Annotated in this window: 18 protein-coding genes; 9 read left to right on the top strand and 9 right to left on the bottom strand. The window is 36.6% G+C overall.

What is annotated here, in order from left to right; translation table 11 throughout:
- Positions 1-195: 195 nt before the first annotated feature.
- From AABL87_RS00885 to AABL87_RS00865, 5 genes are read right to left on the bottom strand one after another with little or no spacing between them, the layout of a single operon-like run.
- Complete coding sequence (locus AABL87_RS00885) at positions 196-1026, bottom strand: TPM domain-containing protein (RefSeq protein WP_039328591.1); 831 nt, start codon at positions 1024-1026, stop codon at positions 196-198.
- 4 nt (positions 1027-1030) lie between these two features.
- Positions 1031-1471: a TPM domain-containing protein gene (locus AABL87_RS00880; protein WP_039328589.1), complete on the bottom strand. Its 441-nt coding sequence runs from the start codon at positions 1469-1471 to the stop codon at positions 1031-1033.
- An 11-nt stretch (positions 1472-1482) separates the two neighbouring features.
- Positions 1483-2067, bottom strand: a complete 585-nt coding sequence (locus tag AABL87_RS00875; protein WP_006264653.1) for a LemA family protein — start codon at positions 2065-2067, stop codon at positions 1483-1485.
- A gap of 17 nt (positions 2068-2084) precedes the next feature.
- On the bottom strand, positions 2085-2414 hold the full coding sequence (locus tag AABL87_RS00870) for a MerR family transcriptional regulator (protein WP_006259638.1): 330 nt from the start codon (positions 2412-2414) through the stop codon (positions 2085-2087).
- Positions 2414-3391: a M23 family metallopeptidase gene (locus tag AABL87_RS00865; RefSeq protein WP_006259637.1), complete on the bottom strand. Its 978-nt coding sequence runs from the start codon at positions 3389-3391 to the stop codon at positions 2414-2416. Before AABL87_RS00865 ends, AABL87_RS00870 begins: the two co-directional genes overlap by 1 nt.
- Before the next feature lie 224 nt (positions 3392-3615).
- Here AABL87_RS00865 and alaS point away from each other — a divergent pair, with 224 nt between their 5' ends.
- The 3 genes from alaS (at position 3616) to AABL87_RS00850 (ending at position 8079) form a co-directional block, all read left to right on the top strand.
- A complete protein-coding gene (gene alaS / locus AABL87_RS00860) occupies positions 3616-6243 on the top strand; it encodes an alanine--tRNA ligase (protein ID WP_341276780.1) in 2628 nt (875 codons plus the stop codon).
- A 235-nt stretch (positions 6244-6478) separates the two neighbouring features.
- Entirely contained in the window at positions 6479-7444 is a 966-nt protein-coding gene (locus AABL87_RS00855; RefSeq protein WP_341276779.1) for a GSCFA domain-containing protein, read from the top strand.
- Between the two features lie 2 nt (positions 7445-7446).
- The gene (locus AABL87_RS00850; protein WP_025124932.1) at positions 7447-8079 is read left to right on the top strand and encodes a DUF4230 domain-containing protein; all 633 of its coding nucleotides are present in this window, start codon (positions 7447-7449) and stop codon (positions 8077-8079) included.
- Here the strand turns inward: AABL87_RS00850 and AABL87_RS00845 are convergent.
- The 3 genes from AABL87_RS00845 to AABL87_RS00835 all read right to left on the bottom strand — a co-directional run bounded on the left by AABL87_RS00845 (position 8074) and on the right by AABL87_RS00835 (position 12569).
- Positions 8074-9825, bottom strand: coding sequence for an aromatic amino acid hydroxylase (locus AABL87_RS00845; protein WP_341276778.1), 1752 nt, complete (start codon positions 9823-9825; stop codon positions 8074-8076). The genes AABL87_RS00850 and AABL87_RS00845 overlap by 6 nt on opposite strands.
- 177 nt (positions 9826-10002) lie before the next feature.
- Positions 10003-10560: a DUF4136 domain-containing protein gene (locus AABL87_RS00840; RefSeq protein ID WP_341276777.1), complete on the bottom strand. Its 558-nt coding sequence runs from the start codon at positions 10558-10560 to the stop codon at positions 10003-10005.
- Positions 10561-10580: 20 nt separating this feature from the next.
- A complete protein-coding gene (locus tag AABL87_RS00835) occupies positions 10581-12569 on the bottom strand; it encodes a urocanate hydratase (protein ID WP_341276776.1) in 1989 nt (662 codons plus the stop codon).
- A gap of 180 nt (positions 12570-12749) precedes the next feature.
- Here AABL87_RS00835 and AABL87_RS00830 point away from each other — a divergent pair, with 180 nt between their 5' ends.
- From AABL87_RS00830 to hemL, 4 genes are all read left to right on the top strand, one after another.
- Entirely contained in the window at positions 12750-13082 is a 333-nt protein-coding gene (locus AABL87_RS00830; protein ID WP_006264659.1) for a hypothetical protein, read from the top strand.
- Positions 13075-13953, top strand: coding sequence for a 1-aminocyclopropane-1-carboxylate deaminase/D-cysteine desulfhydrase (locus AABL87_RS00825; protein WP_341276775.1), 879 nt, complete (start codon positions 13075-13077; stop codon positions 13951-13953). Before AABL87_RS00830 ends, AABL87_RS00825 begins: the two co-directional genes overlap by 8 nt.
- 81 nt (positions 13954-14034) lie before the next feature.
- Positions 14035-14931 carry a glucosaminidase domain-containing protein gene (locus tag AABL87_RS00820; RefSeq protein WP_341276774.1) on the top strand — a complete coding sequence of 299 codons (897 nt, stop codon included), beginning with the start codon at positions 14035-14037 and terminating at the stop codon, positions 14929-14931.
- 1 nt (position 14932) lies between these two features.
- Positions 14933-16213, top strand: coding sequence for a glutamate-1-semialdehyde 2,1-aminomutase (hemL, locus tag AABL87_RS00815; RefSeq protein ID WP_341276773.1), 1281 nt, complete (start codon positions 14933-14935; stop codon positions 16211-16213).
- A 258-nt stretch (positions 16214-16471) separates the two neighbouring features.
- Here hemL and AABL87_RS00810 read toward each other — a convergent pair whose 3' ends face one another.
- Entirely contained in the window at positions 16472-17071 is a 600-nt protein-coding gene (locus AABL87_RS00810) for a ribonuclease HII (RefSeq protein ID WP_006264663.1), read from the bottom strand.
- Positions 17072-17478: 407 nt separating this feature from the next.
- On the opposite strand from AABL87_RS00810, the gene AABL87_RS00805 reads away from it, so the two are divergent.
- Both AABL87_RS00805 and AABL87_RS00800 read left to right on the top strand, forming a co-directional pair.
- On the top strand, positions 17479-20538 hold the full coding sequence (locus tag AABL87_RS00805) for a SusC/RagA family TonB-linked outer membrane protein (RefSeq protein ID WP_006266896.1): 3060 nt from the start codon (positions 17479-17481) through the stop codon (positions 20536-20538).
- Positions 20539-20544: 6 nt separating this feature from the next.
- Positions 20545-21963, top strand: coding sequence for a RagB/SusD family nutrient uptake outer membrane protein (locus tag AABL87_RS00800; RefSeq protein WP_006266897.1), 1419 nt, complete (start codon positions 20545-20547; stop codon positions 21961-21963).
- Positions 21964-22199: the final 236 nt, after the last annotated feature.

The following is a 22199-nucleotide window of genomic DNA, read 5'->3' as shown; positions in this document are numbered from 1 at the left end:
GGACTGAGTCCGTAGTGAGTCCGTTATGAGTCCGTACTGACTCCGTTTTATTTAGTGAAATAACGCAGTCAGTACGGAGGTGTAAAGCAGTTGTGTTTTAATGAAAGCAAGCGAGAGTGCATAAAAAAAGCAGGTAATGTAGAAGCGACTAGCACTTACTATATTACCTGCTTATATATTTAGAATGACGTATGTCTACCAGCTACCGCTAGATCCTCCTCCGGAGAATCCACCGCCGCCAAAGCCTCCACCGAAGCCTCCGCCACCACCTCCACTTCCGAAGCCACCACCGCCACCGAAGCTTCCACCGCCTCCGCCACCACGGCCAAGACTGCTTAATACCAGGATGTCTAGTAGGCTACTTCCAAAGTCACGTGAGCGATGATTACCTCCGCCTCTTCCATTGTTATCTTTCTTACCGAATACAATAGTCAGTACGATGATCAATATGATGATTCCTAAACAGGCTAGACCACCGATACTATTATCCCCATCTGTTCTAACGGTCTTGTCTGCCTTATAGGTACCAGTCAATAGCTCGAAGATAGCATCTGTCCCTTTGTCTAATCCTGCGTAATAATCATTGCGCTTAAACTCTGGGATAATGATATTACGGATAATCTCTCCTCCTTGTCCAGCTGTGATAAGGTGTTCTACTCCGTAACCTGGGTAGATACCGATCTGACGTTCTTTTGCCGCCATTAGGATCACGATACCATTGTCCTTTCCTTTCTGTCCGATGCCCCATTCTTGTCCCCATTTAGGTCCTAGTATACCAATATTTTCTCCTTTTAGAGAAGGAATGGTAATTAGTACTATCTGAGTAGAAGTAGAATCACTATAAGCAATAAGTTTGCGCTCTAATTGCTTCATTTGATTCGCTTCTAGTATGGTAGCATAGTCGTATACAGAAGTTTGGAAAGAAGGTTTCTCTGGAACGTCTAATTGTGCATAAGTTACCTGTGATAATAATAGAATTATAATCAGGGTTATAAAATGATATGCTTTTAGTAATAGCTTGATCATTGATTTATGCTTTTGAAATTTCGTTTGATAATTCGTTCTTATTTTCTTCTAGAGAAGGGAAGTGTACTTTTAGTTGACTTCCTGCTTTAAGGATACCGTAGACTAATCCTTCTTTGAACAGACCTTGTCTGAAGTGATTAATGACTAGTTCTTTGGTTCCTTCCCAGAAGTTGTCTGATTTAACTTTATGGTCTATTCCTTGATCCCCTAGTATCACGAATGCTTTAGAGCTAATACAGATGTAAAACAGCACACCATTTCTAGCAGCTGTTTTATCTATGCCTAATTCGAAGAAGACCTCCTGAGCTCTTTCAAAAGGATCTTTCTTAGAAGTCGTTTCGATATGAACCCTAATCTCTCCAGAAGTATTCTTCTCTGCTTGAGTAATAGCAAGAACAATTTCTTCTTCATCCGTTTTGGTTAAAAACTCTCTTAGTCTATCCATTATCTAGTTTTTTAGAATTTTACTTCAGGTGCTTTCTCTGCTCCAGCTTCTGCTTGGAAGTGCGCTCTAGGTTGGTATTTTCCTAAAAAATAAGTTTGTGGTTCTCCACCAATATAAGTGTTGTATGCTTTTACAGTCTGATTAAAACGACTGCGTTGAGTAAAGATCTGATTCTCTGTACTAGCTAGTTCATCCTGTAGTTTTAAGAAGTTTTGATTTGTTTTTAGATCAGGGTATTTCTCTACAGTTACTAATAGTCTTCCTAAAGCACTAGATACACCAGATTGAGCTTGTTGGAATTCTTGGAATTGTTCAGGAGTTACATTAGATGGATCTATATTAATAGAAGTAGCTTTTGCGCGCGCATTTACTACAGCTTCTAATGTTGATTTTTCGAAATCTGCAGCCCCTTTTACAGTGTTTACTAAGTTTCCGATAAGGTCGTTTCTACGTTGGTAAGCCCCTTGTACATCTGCCCATGAGGTATTAACTTCTTGGTCAAATGCTAATGCTTTGTTGCGTACACTCATTGAATACATAAAGAATCCTCCGATTAATACTACAAGTACGATGATAATTGGTAAAGCTTTTTTCATTTTGATTTTATTGTTATTTAGAGTTCATTTTTAATATTCAGTAGCGCTGTTTTGATTCCTTCTAGTTTCTGTATGATTTCGAAGTTATCCATAATGTCTTTTGCATTCTTCTTCATGTGTTCTTTAGCACCGTCTAGTGTGAATCCTCTTTCTTTCACTAAGTGATAGATGAGTTGAAGATTTTGCACATCCTGAGGTGTGAACATTCGATTTCCTTTTGCGTTCTTTCTAGGTTTGATAATGTCAAATTCTTTCTCCCAGAATCGCAATAACGAAGCATTTACATCAAATGCCTTGGCAAGTTCGCCAATGCTATAGTATCGTTTATCAGGTAAGTTTAATTCCATTAGTCAAGTGATTGGTTTTCTTGGTTAGCTTCTTGTGATAGAAGTTCAAATTCTTTAGCAGAGATTTCTCCGTAGTAGTAATTCAGTGGATTGACTACATTCCCTTGGTAGTGTACCTCATAGTGTAAGTGAGGACCAGAGCTACGCCCAGTACTACCTACATATCCTATGATATCTCCACGTTTAACAGATTGTCCAGCTCGAGCTTGGTACTTGCTTAAGTGAGCATATCTAGTTAGATATCCATATCCGTGATCTATTTCGATTAGGTTACCATACCCAGATAGTTCATTGTTAGCACGGATTACTTTACCGTCTCCAGTAGCATATATCGGAGTACCTACCTCTGCAGAGAAGTCCATACCAGCGTGGAATTTCTTGATTTTAGTAAAAGGGTCACTACGATATCCGTATCCGGACGCCATTCTCTTTAGATCTTCATTCTTCACTGGCTGTATCGCTGGGATAGAAGATAAGAATTCTTCTTTCTTCTTGGCTAGTGCGATGATGTCATCTAAAGATTGGGACTGTATGGCTACCTGTTTCAGTAGTTGATCCATCTTCACATTCGTTTCTGTCAATAGCTTTTCGTTGTTAAGCCCTACGAATGATCTATATCTGTTAATACCTCCTAGACCAGACTTGCGTTGTTCATCAGGGATAGGCGCGGTATTAAAGTAAGCTCTATAAATATCGTTATCTCGCACCTCTAATTCGTCTAGTACCTCTGTGATCAGGTCAAGTTTCTTGTTAAGAAGAGTATAGTTAGTTTTGAATTCTGCTATTTCTCTAGCTTGTTTCTTTTCTTTAGGAGTTTGTAGGATGTCACTATTAATTAAAAAGATTAATCCAAGCACTCCAAAAATAGCTGCTGTCAGTAAAAACAAGAGTATATTACCTATCTGTCTAAACTTTTTAGGGCGTATTTTAAGGAACGCTAATTTTTCAGGGTCGTAATAATATTTTACCTTAGCCATATTTTTAAAAAAACACTATTTTTGCACTATCTTTTTTGTATCTTATAAAAAGTGCTGTCATTGGTTAGCTAACAAATTTAAAAAATGTTTTCGTTATAATGATAGTTTAAGTGCCAAAGAGAATAAAATAAAAGCTAGTTATTCGTTAATTTATAATATGTTTAACAACTAACCGAATAACTTAATAATAAGAATATAAAAGAATAAATTAGTTTCCAAAGGATATGAAATCACAAGAAATTCGTCAGAAGTTTTTAAACTTTTTTGAAGAAAGAGGTCACATGGTTGTACCTTCTGCGCCGATCGTTCTTAAAGACGATCCAACTTTAATGTTTAATAACTCTGGGATGGCCCAGTTTAAAGAGTATTTCTTAGGAAACGCCAAGCCTAAAAGTAACCGTATCACTGATACACAGAAGTGTCTTCGTGTGTCTGGTAAGCACAATGACTTAGAAGAGGTAGGTATCGATACATACCACCACACAATGTTCGAGATGCTAGGGAACTGGAGTTTCGGAGATTACTTTAAGAAAGAAGCTATCAATTGGGCTTGGGAATTATTGACTGAAGTTTATAACATCCCTAAAGATATTTTATACGTTACTGTATTTGAAGGTAGCGAAGAGGAGAACGTTCCTTTTGACCAAGAAGCTTATGATATCTGGAGTACCCTAATCGATAAGGATCGTATCCTGATGGGGAATAAGAAAGATAACTTCTGGGAAATGGGAGATCAAGGACCTTGTGGACCATGTACTGAGATTCACGTAGATATCCGTAGTGCTGAGGAGAAGGCAAAGATAGCGGGTAGAGAATTAGTGAATGGAGATCACCCACAGGTAGTAGAGATCTGGAATAACGTATTTATGGAGTTTAACCGTAAAGCAGATGGTTCTCTAGAGAAGTTACCTGCTCAGCACGTAGATACAGGTATGGGATTTGAGCGTCTATGTATGGTGCTTCAAGGAGTACAGTCTAACTATGACACAGATGTGTTTTCTCCACTTATCGCTAAAGTATCTGAGCTTACAGGTGGTAAGTACACAATAAAAGCGAAAGATGATGAGGAAGAGAAGATTAATATCGCTATCCGTGTTATCGTTGACCACGTAAGAGCAGTTGCCTTTGCTATTGCAGATGGACAGTTGCCTTCTAACAATGGTGCAGGGTATGTGATCCGTCGTATCTTACGTCGTGCTATTCGTTATGCATTCACATTCTTAGATAAGAAAGAACCATTCATCTACGAATTAGTAGAAGTATTAAGTGCACAAATGGGAGCATTCTTCCCAGAAATCACAAGTCAAAAAGAATTAGTGAAAAACGTGATTAAAGAAGAAGAAACTTCTTTCTTAAGAACGTTAGAGCAAGGGTTACATTTATTAGACAATGTGATCAAACAAACAGAAGGTAAAGTAGTATCAGGAGTGAAGGCTTTTGAACTATACGATACCTTTGGTTTCCCTATTGACTTGACAGCTCTTATCCTAAGAGAGAAAGGGTATGAACTAGACGAAGCTGGATTTGACGCGGCAATGTTAGAACAAAAAACACGTTCTCGTGCAGCTTCAGAAGTATCTACAGATGACTGGACTGTATTAGTATCAGGTAATGTAGAGCAGTTCGTAGGATATGATCAGTTAGAGAATGAAGTGAAGATCACTCGTTATAGAAAGATTGATAGTAAAAAAGATGGTAAGTTATTCCAAATCGTATTAGACGCTACACCATTCTATCCAGAAGGAGGAGGACAGGTAGGAGATACTGGAGTATTAGTATCTGCTAATGATACAATCCAAGTAATCGACACGAAAAAAGAGAATAACTTAATATTACATATCGTAAGAGAGCTTCCTGCTAATGTAGAAGGAATTTTAGTAGCGAAGGTAGATGTAGATGCTCGTAAACAATCTATGGCTAACCACTCTGCTACTCACTTACTACACCAAGCATTGCGTACTATCTTAGGTACTCACGTAGAACAAAAAGGTTCGTTAGTAGCTCCTACGCACTTGCGCTTTGACTTCTCTCACTTCTCTAAAGTGACAGAAGAAGAGTTAGCACAAGTAGAGGCATTTGTGAATGATAGAATTCACGATCACTTGCCATTAGTAGAGCGCAGAAGTATCCCTATGGCTCAGGCTATCGCTGAGGGTGCTATGGCATTATTCGGTGAGAAATATGGTGATGAGGTACGTGCTATTAAGTTCGGAGAGAGTATGGAGCTGTGTGGAGGTACTCACGTAGGGAATACTAGTGATATCTGGCAGTTCAAGATCGTAAGTGAAGGTGCTGTAGCTGCTGGTATTCGTCGTATTGAGGCGATTACGAATAAAGCTGCTCGTCAGTTCTACGCTGAACAAGAGTTGACTCTTAAAGAGATCAAGATGGTATTAAAGAATCCACAAGATACTCTAAAAGCTGTAGGTGCTCTTCAAGAGGAGAATGCTAAGCTTAAAAAGCAAGTAGAGCAACTATTAAAAGAGAAAGCGAAGAACTTAAAAGGAGACTTAAAAGGTCAAATCCAAGAAGTGAACGGTATTGCTTTCTTAGCAGTAGAAGTGGATTTAGATGCTTCAGGAGCGAAAGACTTAGCGTATGAGTTAGGTAATGAGTTCTCTAATCTATATGTACTGTTCGGTAGTGTAGCTAATGATAAGCCAATGTTGACTTGTTATGTATCTAAAGATATAGTAGAAAGCAAAGGTCTTAATGCTGGTACTATCGTACGTGAGTTAGGTAAACACATCCAAGGTGGTGGTGGTGGACAAGCATTCTTCGCTACAGCAGGAGGTAAGAACCCAGCTGGTATGGCAGAAGCTATTGCTCACGCAAAAGATTATTTGAAATAGTATTATATTTGTAATAATAATAGATAAAAAAGATTCTCATATGAGAATCTTTTTTTATACAACCTTAAATCTATAGAAAACGTTTAAACGAGAATAAATTATACAAAACAGAGCAAGATTAGTGATTAAAGCACACTATAGTGTGGTTTTAAAGCTAATTGAAGCTATGTAAAGTAGAATTTATTCGCAGTAAATGGTAACTGTGGATTTAAGGTGCATTAATAAATTTAGGAGGATGAAGTTTAGTACAGTAGTGCCTACTAAGGTAGCCAAGGACAGAATTAAGTATGAGGATAAGATCTTATCTATGGGGTCTTGCTTTGCTGTGAATATCAGTGATAAGTTAAAAGAATATCAGTTCCAGAGTGTGGTGAACCCATTCGGTATTCTGTTTCATCCTATTGTGATAGAGCGTGTATTAGAATATGCTGTGAAAGGGCATGAGTTTACTAGTGCAGATGTGTTCTGTCATAACGAGGTGTGGAGTAGCTTTATCGCGCATTCTGATTTGAATGAGTTAGAAGAAGAAGATATTGTGACGAAGCTGAATGTAAAGTTGTTTGACCTACAGGTAGCGTTAAAAGAAAGTGCCTTTATGTATATCACTTTAGGAACGGCTTGGGTGTATGAGCATATCGAGAGTGGAATGGTTGTTGCTAATTGTCATAAGGTACCACAGCACAGTTTCAAAAAGAGATTATTAAGTTACGAGGAAATAAAGGCTAGTCTGTTTAAAATCATTAAATTAGTACAAGCTATTAACTCTGATATACAGATTGTGTTTACAGTATCTCCAGTGAGACATTTTAAAGATGGTATCGTAGAGAATCAGAGAAGTAAGTCAGCATTATTTACTGCCTTACACGATGTGTTAGATGTGCAAAAAGATGAGCAGGGAGCAGAGATTAGTTACTTCCCTTCTTATGAGATTGTGATGGATGAGCTGAGAGATTATCGCTTTTATAAAGCTGATATGTTACATCCAAATGAGTTGGCGATAGACTATATCTGGGAGCGCTTTGTGACGACATGGATTCATCCTGATATGTATCCGATCATGCATAAAGTAGATGAGGTACAAAAAGGACTGAACCATAGACCTTTTAACCCTACTGCAGAGCAACATTTAGCTTTCTTAGATACATTGGTAGCCAAGATAGATTACTTATTAGAGAAATATCCATTTATGAACTTTAGATAGTTATGAGAAAGTTATTGCGCGTACTCTTCGGTATATTTATAGTGCTCTTCTTTATGTTTGCAGGAGTTGTTTTGTATAACAGCTTTGTAAAAGGAAGTAAAGACGATATGCAATACAATACAGCTCTAATCCAAGAGCAGTTAAAAAATGTGAGCAAACTAGTAGTGACAGAAGCTACCTTCTCACAAGTAATGACGTATAAGGATCAGCAGAAGTACTTTTTAAATATGCTTTCTTTTGACAAGAAGGCTGTTGTTATTATTAACGCTAAGGCTACTGTAGCGTATGATTTGAGTCAACTGCAATATCAGATCGATGAGAAGAATAAGGTAGTGCAATTAATATATATCCCAGAAGCGGAAGTAAATATCTATCCTGACTATAAAATATTAGATGTAGAACAGAGTACTTTCAACCCTTTTAAAGGGGATGACTACAATAAGATTAATGCGAAAGTAAAGAAAGACTTAGAGGATAAAATAGAAAAGTCCACTTTAAAATCGAATGCAGAGAATCGACTTATCAGTGAACTTTCTAAAATATTAATAGTTACCAATACTCTAGGTTGGAAACTAGAGTATCAGGGCAACGTTATTCAAAGTGATAAAGACTTGGTATTAGATATGGCTTTATAAGCTTTTTAGAATAATATCTATACCGTCTTTGATTAAATGAGCTACTTCAGGTCTGTTTGTTTGAACAGATTTAAGGTGGCTCATTGCTTTTTCAGCTAATACTGTATTTGAAGCTTTTTTAGCTAATTCTAGTATTTCTACTGTAAGTAACCAATCAGAAGAGTAGTCGTTGATTAGAACGTCTAATACGTTGTTTAAATCAGTTGTTTTATTCTCTTCTCTCATGGCTCTAACTTCTTGGTAGAAGTTTTCGAGCTTTATTTTACTCTCGTCTCTTTTTGCTTTGATTGTTTGGCTAGAAGGAACGTGATTGATTAGATCAAAACTGTGGTAATCAGCAGGCCCTGAAAAAGCAGATATGACATGAGCACCAACAGCCATATCATAAGTACCCCATTCCGGTTGGAATAGTACTTCGTCATTGTGCTTCACTGTACAATCACTAAAACTAATCAGAATAATCTTCCCATGTATATTGCGAATACCTGTAATATTAGTTCCAGACACAGTGATACCTCCTTCGAACTCTAGTGTTACTGGCTTGCCTTCATATAAGTTATAAGCTTTAAGGTCTCTAGGACTCATGTCTTCGATAGCAAGGTTGATTCCCTTTAAACGACCTAATGCAGTACCAAATCCGTGTGGATGTGTCTCTGTACCATGTCCTACTAGCTCTTTCTCCCTATATGCTAGAGCAGTGTTTCCTGTTGTCTGTACATAAGCAGGTTTACCTTCATGTTCAATTACACGTGTGAATACACCAGATATCTGTAGTCCTGTATTCAGTTCTATCGTACCTAAGGCTTTAGAATCTATTAGTTTGTTTATTCCCATTAAGCCCCCTTTTCTTAAAGCCATCTTATTCGCAAACTCTTCTAGTACTTCACTTAGGTAAGCAAAGTCAGGAGTCACGTATAGCTGAGGTTGAGGTTTAGTGATATCAAAGCCTTGGTATGCAGCTTCTATGCTGTAAGGAAGCTTCTTTACATTATCAGTCATACACCACGCACTCTCTCCAATAGAAGATAATAAGCCTGCTCCGTATATCTTAGGGTTATCCGTAGTACCGATTAGTCCATACTCTACTGTCCACCAGTGTAGATTACGGATAAGTGCCATCTCAGAAGGTTCTTCTGTTATGCCTTGTAAATAATCTACTTGCTCTTCTGCTTTTTTGATTTCTTCTGGGTCTACACCTTCAGCTTCTTTTAAAATAGACAGTAAGCGGATAGCCTCATATATCTCATAGTCTCTCCCTGAAGAAATAGCCTTACAGCCTATCTCTCCGAAGCGTCTTAGATACTCAGCATACTCTGGATTAGCGATAATAGGAGCATGTCCTGCACCTTCGTGTATAATGTCTGGTGCAGGTGTGTATTCTATATTCTCTAGTTGTCTAATATCTGATGCAATAACAAGTACTTTATAAGCCTGAAACTCCATAAAGGCATTCGGTGGTATAAAGCCATCTACTGCTACAGCAGCCCAACCAATTTCTTTTAATATTCTATTCATTCCATACATACTAGGAATGCTTTCTATAGAAATACCTGTTTTAGCTAGACCGTCAAGATATGATTCGTGTGCAACTTTAGATAGATAATCAACATTTTTACGCATAACGTATCGCCACACAGCTTGATTAATAGGTGTATACTCCTGATAACTCTGTGGTTTGATAAATTGTTTTAAATGCTGTGGTAATCTTTCGATCAAGTCGTTACTTTCATATTCTTGTGTTTTCATAAATGAAATTTGTTATTGTTTGTCGTAAATATAATAAAAACAATGGACGATAGGCACTCAGAATACCTTATTGTTGTGTTTTTAATCGAATCATTAAGATAATTCTTTAGGAAACTATAAACGAACAGAGGCTCTCCTCTAAAGGAAAGCCTCTGTGTATATCATCTACAGGAAGAATTATTTCTTCTCTAGAGTAGGAGGGAACTTAGTTAGTATCTTTTCGATAAACTCGTGTATTCTCTCTTCTTTTTTCTCTGGAGTAGGAGCATTGTCTAAGTACCCTGTCCCTATTCCTTGCCAGATTAATGCTTTTTTCTTTGTGTCTAGAACGTCTATATAAAGTGTTCCTTCTATAGAAGTTGACACTGTCGTATTATTAGGTCCCCAATATGGTCCCCATCCCCAACCATAGTATCCGTAAGGAGAATAGAAGTTGTTATGGGTTGTCACATTGACTTGTTTTGACGCTTTAGTGAAAATATTAATAACAAAATCAGGATTGCTACTAGCTTTTGTAAAACCCTTCGCAGTAAGATTGTTATCAATAGCAGTTAGAATTCTCTTCTTGTCTAAGTCATTAATCTTTGTTTGATCAATGCCTTCTTTAAAGAAAGCATACGTTTTGTATTGTTCGAAGTCCACAGCTTTGTCATAATCAGCTGTTACTTTAACGCTACTACATGATGCTACAAATAACATCAATAGAGCTAGAGGTAATAGTTTAATAGCTTTCATGAGTGAAATTGTTTTAATTGTTATTTCAATAAGTTTTCATCTACTATATTCGGAATAGTTACTTTTAGAAGTGGCTCTATTTCCATCGCTCTTTTTATTGCAAAAATAGCTTCGTCATTTCTAGCCCAACTTCTTCTAGCGATTCCATTATTAACGTCCCAGAATAGCATTGACTCTAATCTTTTTTGTGCTTCAATAGTACCATCAAGTAACATACCAAAACCTCCGTTGATTACTTCTCCCCATCCTACACCACCACCGTTGTGGATAGATACCCAAGTAGCTCCTCTGAAGCTATCTCCGATAACGTTATGGATAGCCATATCAGCTGTGAATTTAGAGCCATCATAGATATTAGATGTTTCTCTGTATGGTGAGTCTGTACCTGATACATCGTGGTGATCTCTTCCTAATACTACAGGGCCTATCTTACCTGCTTTAATGGCGTCGTTAAATGCTCTTGCGATATTAATACGGCCTTCTGCATCTGCATATAAGATACGAGCTTGTGACCCTACTACTAGTTTATTCTCTTGAGCTCCTTTTATCCAACGGATATTATCAGCCATCTGTTGTTGTATTTCTACAGGAGAGTTTTTAATCATCTCTTCTAATACCTCACAAGCAATCTCATCTGTTTTCGCTAGATCTTCTGGATTTCCAGATGTACATACCCATCTAAATGGCCCAAATCCGTAGTCAAAACACATTGGTCCCATAATGTCCTGTACATAACTAGGGTATCTAAAGTCGATATTATTAGCGGCCATAACATCAGCTCCTGCTCTAGAAGCTTCTAATAAGAAGGCATTCCCATAGTCAAAGAAATAAGTTCCTTTAGCTGTATGTTTATTAATAGCAGCAGCTTGTCTTCTTAGAGACTCTTGTACTAGTTCTTTAAACTTAGCTGGGTTATTAGCCATTAAGTCATTCGCTTCTTCAAAAGCAACACCTACTGGGTAGTATCCACCTGCCCAAGGGTTGTGAAGAGAAGTCTGATCAGAACCTAAGTCTATGTATAGATCTTGTTTGTCAAATTCTTCCCATATATCCACTACGTTACCTTGGTATGCGATAGATACGATTTCTTTATTTTCTTGTGCTTTTTTAACGCGAACGACTAAAGCATTGATATCAGTTACTACTTCATCTACCCATCCTTGAGAATGTCTTGTATGTACTGCTTTAGGGTTTACCTCTGCACATACTGTAATACATCCAGCTATATTACCTGCTTTTGGTTGAGCGCCACTCATACCTCCAAGACCAGAGGTTACAAATAACTTACCTGCTAATCCTTCTCCGTTTTTAGCTATTTTTCTACCACCGTTTAGCACTGTGATAGTTGTCCCGTGTACGATACCTTGAGGGCCTATATACATATAGCTACCCGCAGTCATTTGACCGTACTGTGTAACACCTAATGCATTGAACTTCTCCCAATCATCCGGTTTAGAGTAGTTAGGGATCATCATACCATTAGTCACCACTACACGAGGCGCATTTTTATGAGAAGGGAATAGTCCCATAGGATGACCAGAATACATTACTAATGTCTGCTCGTCAGTCATCTCTCCTAAATACTTCATCGTCAGTAAGTATTGTGCCCAGTTAGAGAACACAGCCCCATTCCCTCCGTAAGTAATTAACTCATGTGGATGTTGAGCTACAGCATAGTCAAGGTTGTTTTGGATCATCAGCATGATCGCCTTCGCTTGTAGACATTGTCCAGGATACTCATCTATCGGTCTAGCATACATCTTGTAGTCAGGGCGTAGACGGTACATATAGATTCTTCCGTACTTTTCAAGTTCTTCTTTGAACTCAGGGATAAGCGTGCTGTGATTCTCACTTGGGAAATAGCGTAGCGCATTCTTAAGAGCTAGTACTTTCTCATCATCTGATAAGATTTCTTTTCTCTTAGGAGCGTGGTTGATAGATAAATCATACTCTTTCTTAGGAGGTAACACAGTTGGTATCCCTTGTAAAATATGTTCTTGAAAAGTCATTTTTATAATTTTTTGTTTGTTATTAATTTTTATTTAAATACTAGTGAATTAGCCAAATCATTAACTATTTTTGCTACGTTGACGCTTTATTACACTAGCTGTAGTAAAACTGATGGGAAGATAGTAATAAACTTGGATAAAATTAATATCTCGATTATTAAAAAGTTCTAAAAAAAGCGAGTGGTAGTTGTTTGTAAATATTTAGTTCCTAAAGGATATCAAGGGATAACATTGTTTCCCTTTATTATTTTAAGATCGGCAGAATCTAAAGGAGATCGTTATTTGCTAAACCATGAGCGCATCCATCTAAGACAACAAGTAGAGCTGTTGATTGTGTTCTTTTACCTTTGGTATGTTTTAGATTTTGTATGGCGTTATTTTCAAACTAAGGATATGAAAAAGGCATATAGAAAGAACTTGTTTGAGAGAGAGGCGTATCAATATGAACACAATCTAGAGTATTTAAAAACGAGAAGACTTTATTCATTCTTAAGAAATAGAAACAATGTTTGAGAACGAGAATGTATATAATGAACAATTAAAAGTAGAATTGCCTAGAGGGATTACTATTTTTGTCAAAAGAGAGGATTTATTGCATGAGGAAGTATCGGGTAATAAGTTTAGAAAATTAAAGTACAATATTTTAAAAGCGCAAGAGTTAGGATATAGTAAGCTTTTGACATTCGGTGGCGCATATTCTAACCATATAGCGGCTACTGCAGCAGCAGGACGTATCTGTGGAGTAGAGACGATAGGCATCATTAGAGGCGAAGAGCTAGAGAATAACTACGCAGGTAATTCAACACTAACGAAGGCAGTAGAGGATGGAATGACATTAGGCTTTCTGACGCGTACGGATTATAGAAATAAAGGAGAGGTAGAGATCATCAATAGTTTAAAAGCTATTTATGGAGATTTTTACTTAGTACCAGAAGGAGGAACCAATGAAGAGGCAATAAAGGGGACTGAAGAAATATTAAAAGAAGGTGACGAGACCTTCGATTACATCTGTACAGCTGTAGGAACAGGGGGGACGATAGCTGGTATTATTAACAGTTCTCATCCGAATCAAACAATATTAGGCTTTCCTGCCCTTAAAGGAAGCTTTTTATATGAGGATATTCGTAAGTTTGTTACTAACAATAATTGGGACCTAGTCTTAGACTATCACTTCGGAGGATATGCTAAGTATAATGAGGGGTTATTGTCATTTCTAAGAGAACTCTATAAGCAAACAGGTGTTTTGTTTGACCCTATTTATAATGGTAAGATGATATACGGGGTATTAGAAGAGATTAAGAAAGGAAGATTTAAGGATAATAGTAAAATACTTGTAATACACACTGGTGGCTTACAAGGTTGGAACGAAAAGATTAAAATTTAGCAATAGTAATGTATGTATAGAAGAATCATTTTTTTTATTTGTATGGTCTTTCTTGTTGGATGTGCTAGCAAGAAAACTCCAATGCCTAAGAGTAAGGCTCTAACTACGAAGAGATATCCTGCTCCTACTGGGAAAAAAGTAAAAGAAAAAGAACTCGTGTCTAAGTCTGAGTATAGAGATAAGCTTCAGAAGAATGAAGTAGATAGAAAAAAAGAAGAAAAGAAGAGAAGCTCTAGTGAAGTCTTAGAAGCTACGTCTAGACTGAGTGTGACTACTGATATGATACGTGACTATATCCTTACGTATAAAGATGCTGCACAAGATAATATGAAGACATACGGAATCCCTGCTAGTATTAAGTTGGCGCAGGGGGTATTAGAATCTGGATCAGGACAAGGGACGTTGAGTAGAAATGCGAATAACCACTTCGGTATTAAATGTCATCAAGGATGGGACGGTGAGTCTGTGCGCCATACAGATGATGCTCCAGACGAATGCTTTAGAAAATATAGTAATCCTAACGAATCTTATACAGACCACTCTCTATTTTTAACGAATAGAGGACGTTATAGTGATCTGTTCTTATTAGAAAAAGATGACTATGAAGGATGGGCAGTAGGGCTAAAGAGTGCAGGGTATGCTACTGATCCTAGATATGCTGATAAACTGATCAGTCTTATCGAACGATATGAACTGTATAAATACGATGCTGAGGTGCTAAATAAGACTGTGACAGGGCCAAGACCTAGAACAGTAGCTACAACGACTGATAAGCCGAGTACAGTAACCGAAACTAAATCTACATCGAAGTCTACTCAGTCTAGTACTAAGAGTAAAGGAACTGTACATATAGTGAAAAAAGGTGATACATTATACTCTATCTCTAAGAGATATAATACGACTGTAGCACAGGTACAGAAAATGAATAAATTAACAGGAACAAACCTTTCAATAGGTCAAACTTTAAAAATAAAATAATATGTTATACCAAAGAAGTAGTAAGCTTTTTGCAGAAGCTGAGAAAGTGATACCAGGAGGAGTAAACTCTCCAGTACGTGCTTTTAAATCTGTCGGAGGAACTCCTATCTTCGTTAAAGAGGCTAAAGGAGCATATTTATACGATGAGGATGGTAATAAGCTTATAGATTATATTAACTCTTGGGGACCTATGATCTTAGGACATGCTTATGAGCCTGTAGTTAATGCTGTAGTCGAAAAAGCAAAATTAGGTACTTCTTTCGGGATGCCTACAGAGATAGAGACACAGATAGCAGAGCTAGCTGTATCTATGGTGCCAAATATTGATAAGATACGCTTTGTGAATTCTGGTACGGAAGCTTGTATGAGTGCTATCAGATTAGCTAGAGGGTATACAGATAGAGATAAAATCATCAAGTTTAAAGGTTGTTATCACGGACATTCAGATTCGTTCTTGATCTCTGCAGGAAGTGGAGCTGTTACTTTCGGGTCTCCTAATAGTCCTGGTGTAACTGCTGGTACAGCAAAAGATACTTTATTAGCAGATTATAATAATCTAAGTAATGTAGAGTCTATCCTAGAAGCAAATAAAGGAGAGGTAGCAGCGATCATCATCGAGCCAGTAGCTGGTAATATGGGATGTGTACCTCCGGCTAAAGGATTTTTAGAGGGATTAAGATCACTATGTGATAAACATGGTACACTATTGATCTTCGATGAGGTGATGACAGGATTCCGTCTAGCGAAAGGTGGAGCACAAGAATTATTCGGTGTGAATGCTGATATCGTTACTTTTGGTAAAGTGATAGGTGGAGGATTGCCTGTAGGGGCTTTTGCTTCTCGTAATGAAATCATGAATTACCTTGCACCAGTGGGGCCTGTATACCAAGCAGGAACACTATCTGGGAACCCATTAGCTATGGCTGCTGGTCTTACGATGTTACAAGAGATTAATAAAGATGCTGATCTATTTAAACGTCTTGAAGAAAAGACAGCTTATTTAGAAAAAGGTATGCGCAAGGTATTAACAGATAATAAAGTAGCTTATACGATTAACCGTGTAGGATCGATGATCTCTGTATTCTTTGACGAAAGAGAAGTAGTGGATTTCGAAACGGCAGGGTATGGTAATAACGATACGTTCAAGAAGTTCTTCCATGGACTATTAGCAGAAGGAGTATATATCGCCCCATCATCTTATGAAACATGGTTTATTACAGATGCATTGACTTACGAAGATTTAGATTACACGATTAATGCGGTGAATAAGATCTTCTCTTAAGCGATTTATTGCACTTTCAAAATACAGATCAATAACCTATTCTTTCGATAGAATAGGTTGTTTTTTTATAGGCTATTTTGGGAGTTATCGCATAGTGGTCGCATAGTTATGGGATAGTGCTCGCATGTTTTTGCCTATTTTTTATGCGACCATTATGCGATCAAAGTGCCATCATTATCCTATCATAGGAAATTAGATCAATAAAAAAAGCAGAAACTTATTGAGTTTCTGCTTGTATTTATAATTTGTATAAGGTTGTTATATGTCTAGTTTTAATTGATCAGGTAGAAGTTTAAAAGACATTCTATGGTACTTACAAGGGCCATATTTAGCAATAGCTTCCCTGTGTTCTTTAGTTGGGTACCCTTTGTTTTTCTTCCAATTGTACATTGGGAATTCCTCGTGGATTTTATCCATATAATCATCTCGATACGTCTTCGCTAATATAGACGCTGCCGCTAAGCTTAGATATTTCATATCCCCTTTGACTATACACTGATGAGGTAAGTCTGGTATAGGAGTAAACTTATTACCATCTATGATAAGAAACTCTGGTCTAGGGTCTAAGTCAAGTACAGAAAGAGTCATTGCCTTAATAGAAGCATGTAAGATGTTTAGTTCTTCGATCACATTTTCGTGTAGATGTGTTACTTTATAAGTTAATGCTTGATCTTCTATGATATCTCGGAGTTTGTATCGTATCTTAGAGGTGATTTTTTTAGAATCGTTTATTTCTTCATTGATAAAGTCTAGTGGGAGTATAACAGCTGCAGCCGTTACAGGGCCAGCGATACACCCTCTACCAGCTTCGTCAGTACCAGCTTCTAAGCTAAACTCTGAGAAATTTTTTAATAACATCTGAAGTTTCGTTTTTAATTATCGCAAATGTAAATAATATAAGCTGGATAGTTACAGAGAATCTTATGATAAATTTTATAGTTCTTAGTTCAATGTTTTGTTAAAAAATGGTTAGTTTATTAGTGAATTATTTTGGGTGACAAGGCGTATTTACTAGTATTGTAGGTTTTAATTGTTAAAAAAAATAAGTCAATTTTGTTTTTTTTAGCAATGAGTTAAAAAAACAATTGTTTTGATGTGTGTTGGTTGTTGTTTTATTTGATTTGTAATGTTTTTTATTTGTTAATATTTTGAATATTAAATAATGTATTGTGAATAAGTATGGCTTGTATTGTTAATAATTGGTATTGAGGTTAGGTTATCTAATTACTTTTTTAGATTTGTGAACTAACTAATTCAATTTAATAATGATTTCTAAGTTAAGATGGACTTTAGCTCTGGTAGCAGGGCTAGCTGTGCAAACTTCTTTTGCACAAGAAAAGACTCTATCTGGAGTAGTATCAGAAGGAGGTCTTCCATTACCAGGTGTAAGCGTGGTAATCAAGGGAACTAACGAGGGTACTCAAACAGATCTAGATGGAAACTATTCTCTTAAGGTAAAACCTGGAGATGTATTAGTATATTCTTTTATCGGAATGAACGATAAGGAGTATAAAGTGTCTACAGCAAATAACTATAATGTTTCTTTAGAATCAGAAGATTCTGTTTTAGAAGAGGTTGTGGTGTTAGCTTACGGTCAGGTTAAAACTAAAAATGAAGTAACAGGTAATGCTGTAGCTATTAAAGGTGATGCTGTTTCAGCTACTCCTATGGCTTCTGCAGACCAAGCTTTACAAGGACGTGTAGCAGGTTTACAAATGTCTGCTTCATCTGGTTCTCCTGGAGCAAAACAAAATATTCGTATTCGTGGACGTAACTCTATGACTGCTACTAATGAGCCGTTATACGTTATCGATGGTGTACCTATGTATGATGGTGATTTCTCTGGAGGAAATCAAGGATCAGATTCACCTTCTACATCATTATCATTATTAGCAACGATTAACCCAGCAGATATTGAGTCTATGACTGTATTAAAAGATGCTGGTGCGACAGCAGTATATGGTGCTCGTGGTACAAATGGGGTAATCTTGATTACTACTAAAAGAGGTAAATCAGGAGCTACTAAATATAATTTAAGTGCACGTGTAGGATTCCAAAATAACGCTGTTAGAGGGCCTAAATTATTATCATCTAATCAAAAAGAAGAACTTTATTTAGATGGGTTATATAATACTTTCGGTGCTGAAAATGGATTTACTCGTGCAGAAGCTGGAGCTTGGGCATTAACACAGCCTAAACATGCTAATGCTGGTGGTTACAGTAATTGGATTGCTGCAGGTCGTCCTGATAATGATTGGGGTGAATATGTTAAGAATGCAGATGCGCCTTTAACTAGTATCAACTTCTCTGCTACAGGTGGTGGTGAGCGTAACAACTTCTACGCATCTATGTCACATGACAAAATGGAGAGTACTGTTATCGGATCTGATTTTAGACGTATCGGAGCTTCTTTAAGCTTTATGCAAAAATTAAGTGATAAAATCGAATTTAACACTAGTATTAAAGTTACAAATACTAAACAAAATGGTATTTCTGAAGGGGGATCATATTTCTCGAATCCTAACTATATTAAGTTAGTGATGAATCCATGGAACCCATTGTATAACGAAGATGGTAGTTACTATCTACCACCATCAGGATATCACAATGTTGTATATACTACAAAGCATAATCAAAATTTGAATGATGTTACTCGTGTAATTAATTCTAATTCTATTAGTTATGCTATTACGGATAACTTGAAGTTTACTTCTTCTATGGGTATTGATTATACATTAGCAGATTATTCTGAGTATAGAAACCCTATTCATGGTGATGGTAGAACTTATGATGGTACTGCTGCTAAATATGTTAGAAGAAACTTTAGTTATGTAGCTCAAAACGGATTAGACTATAGATTCTATTTAGGAGAGAACCATAAGTTCGATGCTAAAGTATTAGTAGAATATCAAAAATCTAAACGTAGTTTCTTACAAGGAACAGGACAGATTATCTTAGAAGGATTCAATTCTTTAGCTGCTGCGGCTGCTAATAGAGATGCTGGATATGATTTCTTAGATGATTCTAACTTAGGATATGTTGGTATCTTAAACTATAACTATCAAAATAGATTCTTAGTAGATGTAACAGGAAGACGTGAAGGTTCTTCTAAATTTACAGATAGAATAGGTTACTTCTATTCAGTTGGTGGTGCATGGAATATGCATATGGAAGAATGGATGCAAAATCAACAAACTATTTCGACATTACGTCTTAGAGGATCGTATGGTACGAATGGTAACTCTCAGATTAATCCTAATCAATATGTACGTCGTGCTGATATCGTATCTTATGATGGAGAGGCAGCACTTATTCCAACTCAGATTGGAGGACCTATTGGATGGGAGAAACAACAAAAAATGGACTTTGGTTTTACTTTAGGGTTGTTTAATGAGCGTATTACATTAGGAGCTGCTTATTTTGACAGTAAAACAAGTGACTTATTATACAATAGATCTCTTTCTAAAATGTCTGGTTTCACTAGCCAAATGATGAATATGGGAGCTATGAATAACCGTGGTATTGAAGTAGAGTTCAATGGGGAAGTTGTTAGATCTGATGATTTTAATGTTTCTGTTGGTTTTAACTTTGGTACAGTTCGTAATAGAATTACTGAGATGCCTGTTGTTGATGGAAAAGAATTAGAGGTTTATAAATCTTATAATGCTGATGTATCAGGACATGAAGTAGGAGAGTGGTATATGCCAACATGGGCTGGTGTTGACCCTGCTACAGGACAACCTATGTGGTTTGATAAAGACGGTAATGCTACTTCTGATTATTCTAAAGCAGAACATAGATTCCAAGGAGCGAGTGCTTTACCAAAATATACTGGAGGTGCTAACTTACACGTAGATTATAAAGGATTCTTCTTAGATGGTATGTTTACTTTCGCTGGAGGACATAAAGTATATGAGCAGTATGCATTTAAAACAGCTGGTACTACAAGTGCTTTAGTTTCTTCAAATGCGTCTGTAGAGATGTTAGATAGATGGCAAAAACCAGGTGATATTACTAACGTGCCAATCGTAGAGTATACTGCTACTGGAGGTAACAAGAGTTTCACAAGTCCATCTACTAGATTCTTACACGATGGAGATTATATTAGATTGCGTAATGTTACTTTAGGGTATAATTTCAACTCTGAATTTACAAGAGCTTTAAAAGTCGATGGTTTAAGTTTCTCAGTTATAGGAACGAACTTATGGACATGGGTTAAAGACAAAGGATTAAAATATGACCCAGAAGTAGATCCTTCAGGTTATGTTAGTGTAGCTACTCCGCCTGTAAAATCAGTAGTATTCTCTGTAAATGTTAAGTTTTAAAAAGTTATGAAAAAAATTATATTTTCAATATTATCTGTAGTTCTTTTATCTGCTGGAATGACTAGTTGTTCAGATGATAGATTAGACGCTACATTAGAAGGTGCTCGAGATATCGAATCTAAGCCACTAGTATCTGCTACTGACTTAAGAGCGGCAGTATCTGGTGCATATTATAGAATGGTAAATTATAATTACTACGGACGTGATATGGTTATCTTCAGTGAAGTACGTGGAGATAATGCATATGCGGCGGCTGGTTTTTCGAACCGTTTTCAAAATGTATCTAGTTTTACTTTGACTCCTACTCATGCTTTTCCATCAGATACATGGAAGAAGATCTATGAGGTAATTAGTTCTGCTAACTTAGCTATAGGTTCTAATATTACAATAGGTGATAAAACTGATATTAATCAAGGAAAAGCTGAAGCTTTAGCAATAAGAGCATTAGCTCATTTTGATCTATTGCGTTTATTTGGACAACAAAATGTTGACAATGCTGGATTAGCAGGATTAGGTGTACCTTATATTACGCAGTTTGGCGAATTAGATGCTAAAAATTACAAAAGACTTTCTGTTAGAGAAGTTAGAGATCTTATTTATAGAGATTTAGATGAGGCTTTGACTTTAGTAGATAAGAATGCAACTAAGAAAACACGTTTCAATGCACAATCAATTAATGGTGTGAAATCAAGAGTAGCATTGTTTTTTGGAGCATTTGATAGTGCAGATTATAACATTGCAATGGAAAGTGCTGAGAAAGCATTGAGTTTAGGTGGTGCTGTTGTTCAAAGAAGTGCTTATGTTGCTTCATTTAGAGCTGAAGAACCACAAAGTAACTCTATACTAGAATTAGCACAAGATAATATCAATAATCAAGGTATTAATGGATTATCATATATCTATTCTTATTTAGGATATGGAGATGTTGTAGGGATAGAAGAGAACTTAAAAGCTCTTTTTACAGACAAAACAGATATCCGTTCATCTGAAGAGATGCAAGGTGTAAATATGGTGAAAGGTAAAGCTGAGTACTACCGTAACTTTGGTAAGTATACAGCTGTAAGCTCTAACATCAAGGTTATGCGTTATGAGGAGCTAATTTATAACTACGCTGAGGCTGCAGTTCGTTCAAAATCAAATGTTACAAGAGCTTTAGAATTAGTTAATAAGGTTGCTGAAGAAAGATATGAAGGTAACCCTAAAGCTAAATTTGCTTCTTTAACATTAGAGGTTGTATTAGCAGAGAGACGTAAAGAATTAGTATTTGAAGGATTCCGTTTTGACGATCAAATGCGTAATAAAGAAGATCTAGGTGTAACACCTCAATCTAAGGATGGGGTTAAATATGGTGATGCTAAGTTAGCATTCCCTATCCCTCGTAGTGAGATCAATGATAGTAAAATCGATCAAAATAAAGGTTACTAATTAATTTGGTCATCTGAAAAATAAGGAAAAGGCTTTCGCATATGCGAAAGCCTTTTTTTCGTCATTACTATATTTGGTTAATATTTAGAGAAGAATTAGAAGTCAATAGATATGTTGTTTAAGTTTGATTATGTTATTATTAGAGAACCAGAGAAGTAATTAAGTCTGATTTAAAAAATATATAAGCCTATAAGAAATTTCTTATAGGCTTTTTGTTTGGAGATAACTGATGATGT

Source organism: Myroides sp. C4067, from assembly GCF_038039665.1.
Classification (GTDB): domain Bacteria; phylum Bacteroidota; class Bacteroidia; order Flavobacteriales; family Flavobacteriaceae; genus Flavobacterium; species Flavobacterium odoratimimum.
Note: the sequence above shows the minus strand (reverse complement) of the source record. Positions and strands in the feature narration are given on the sequence as shown.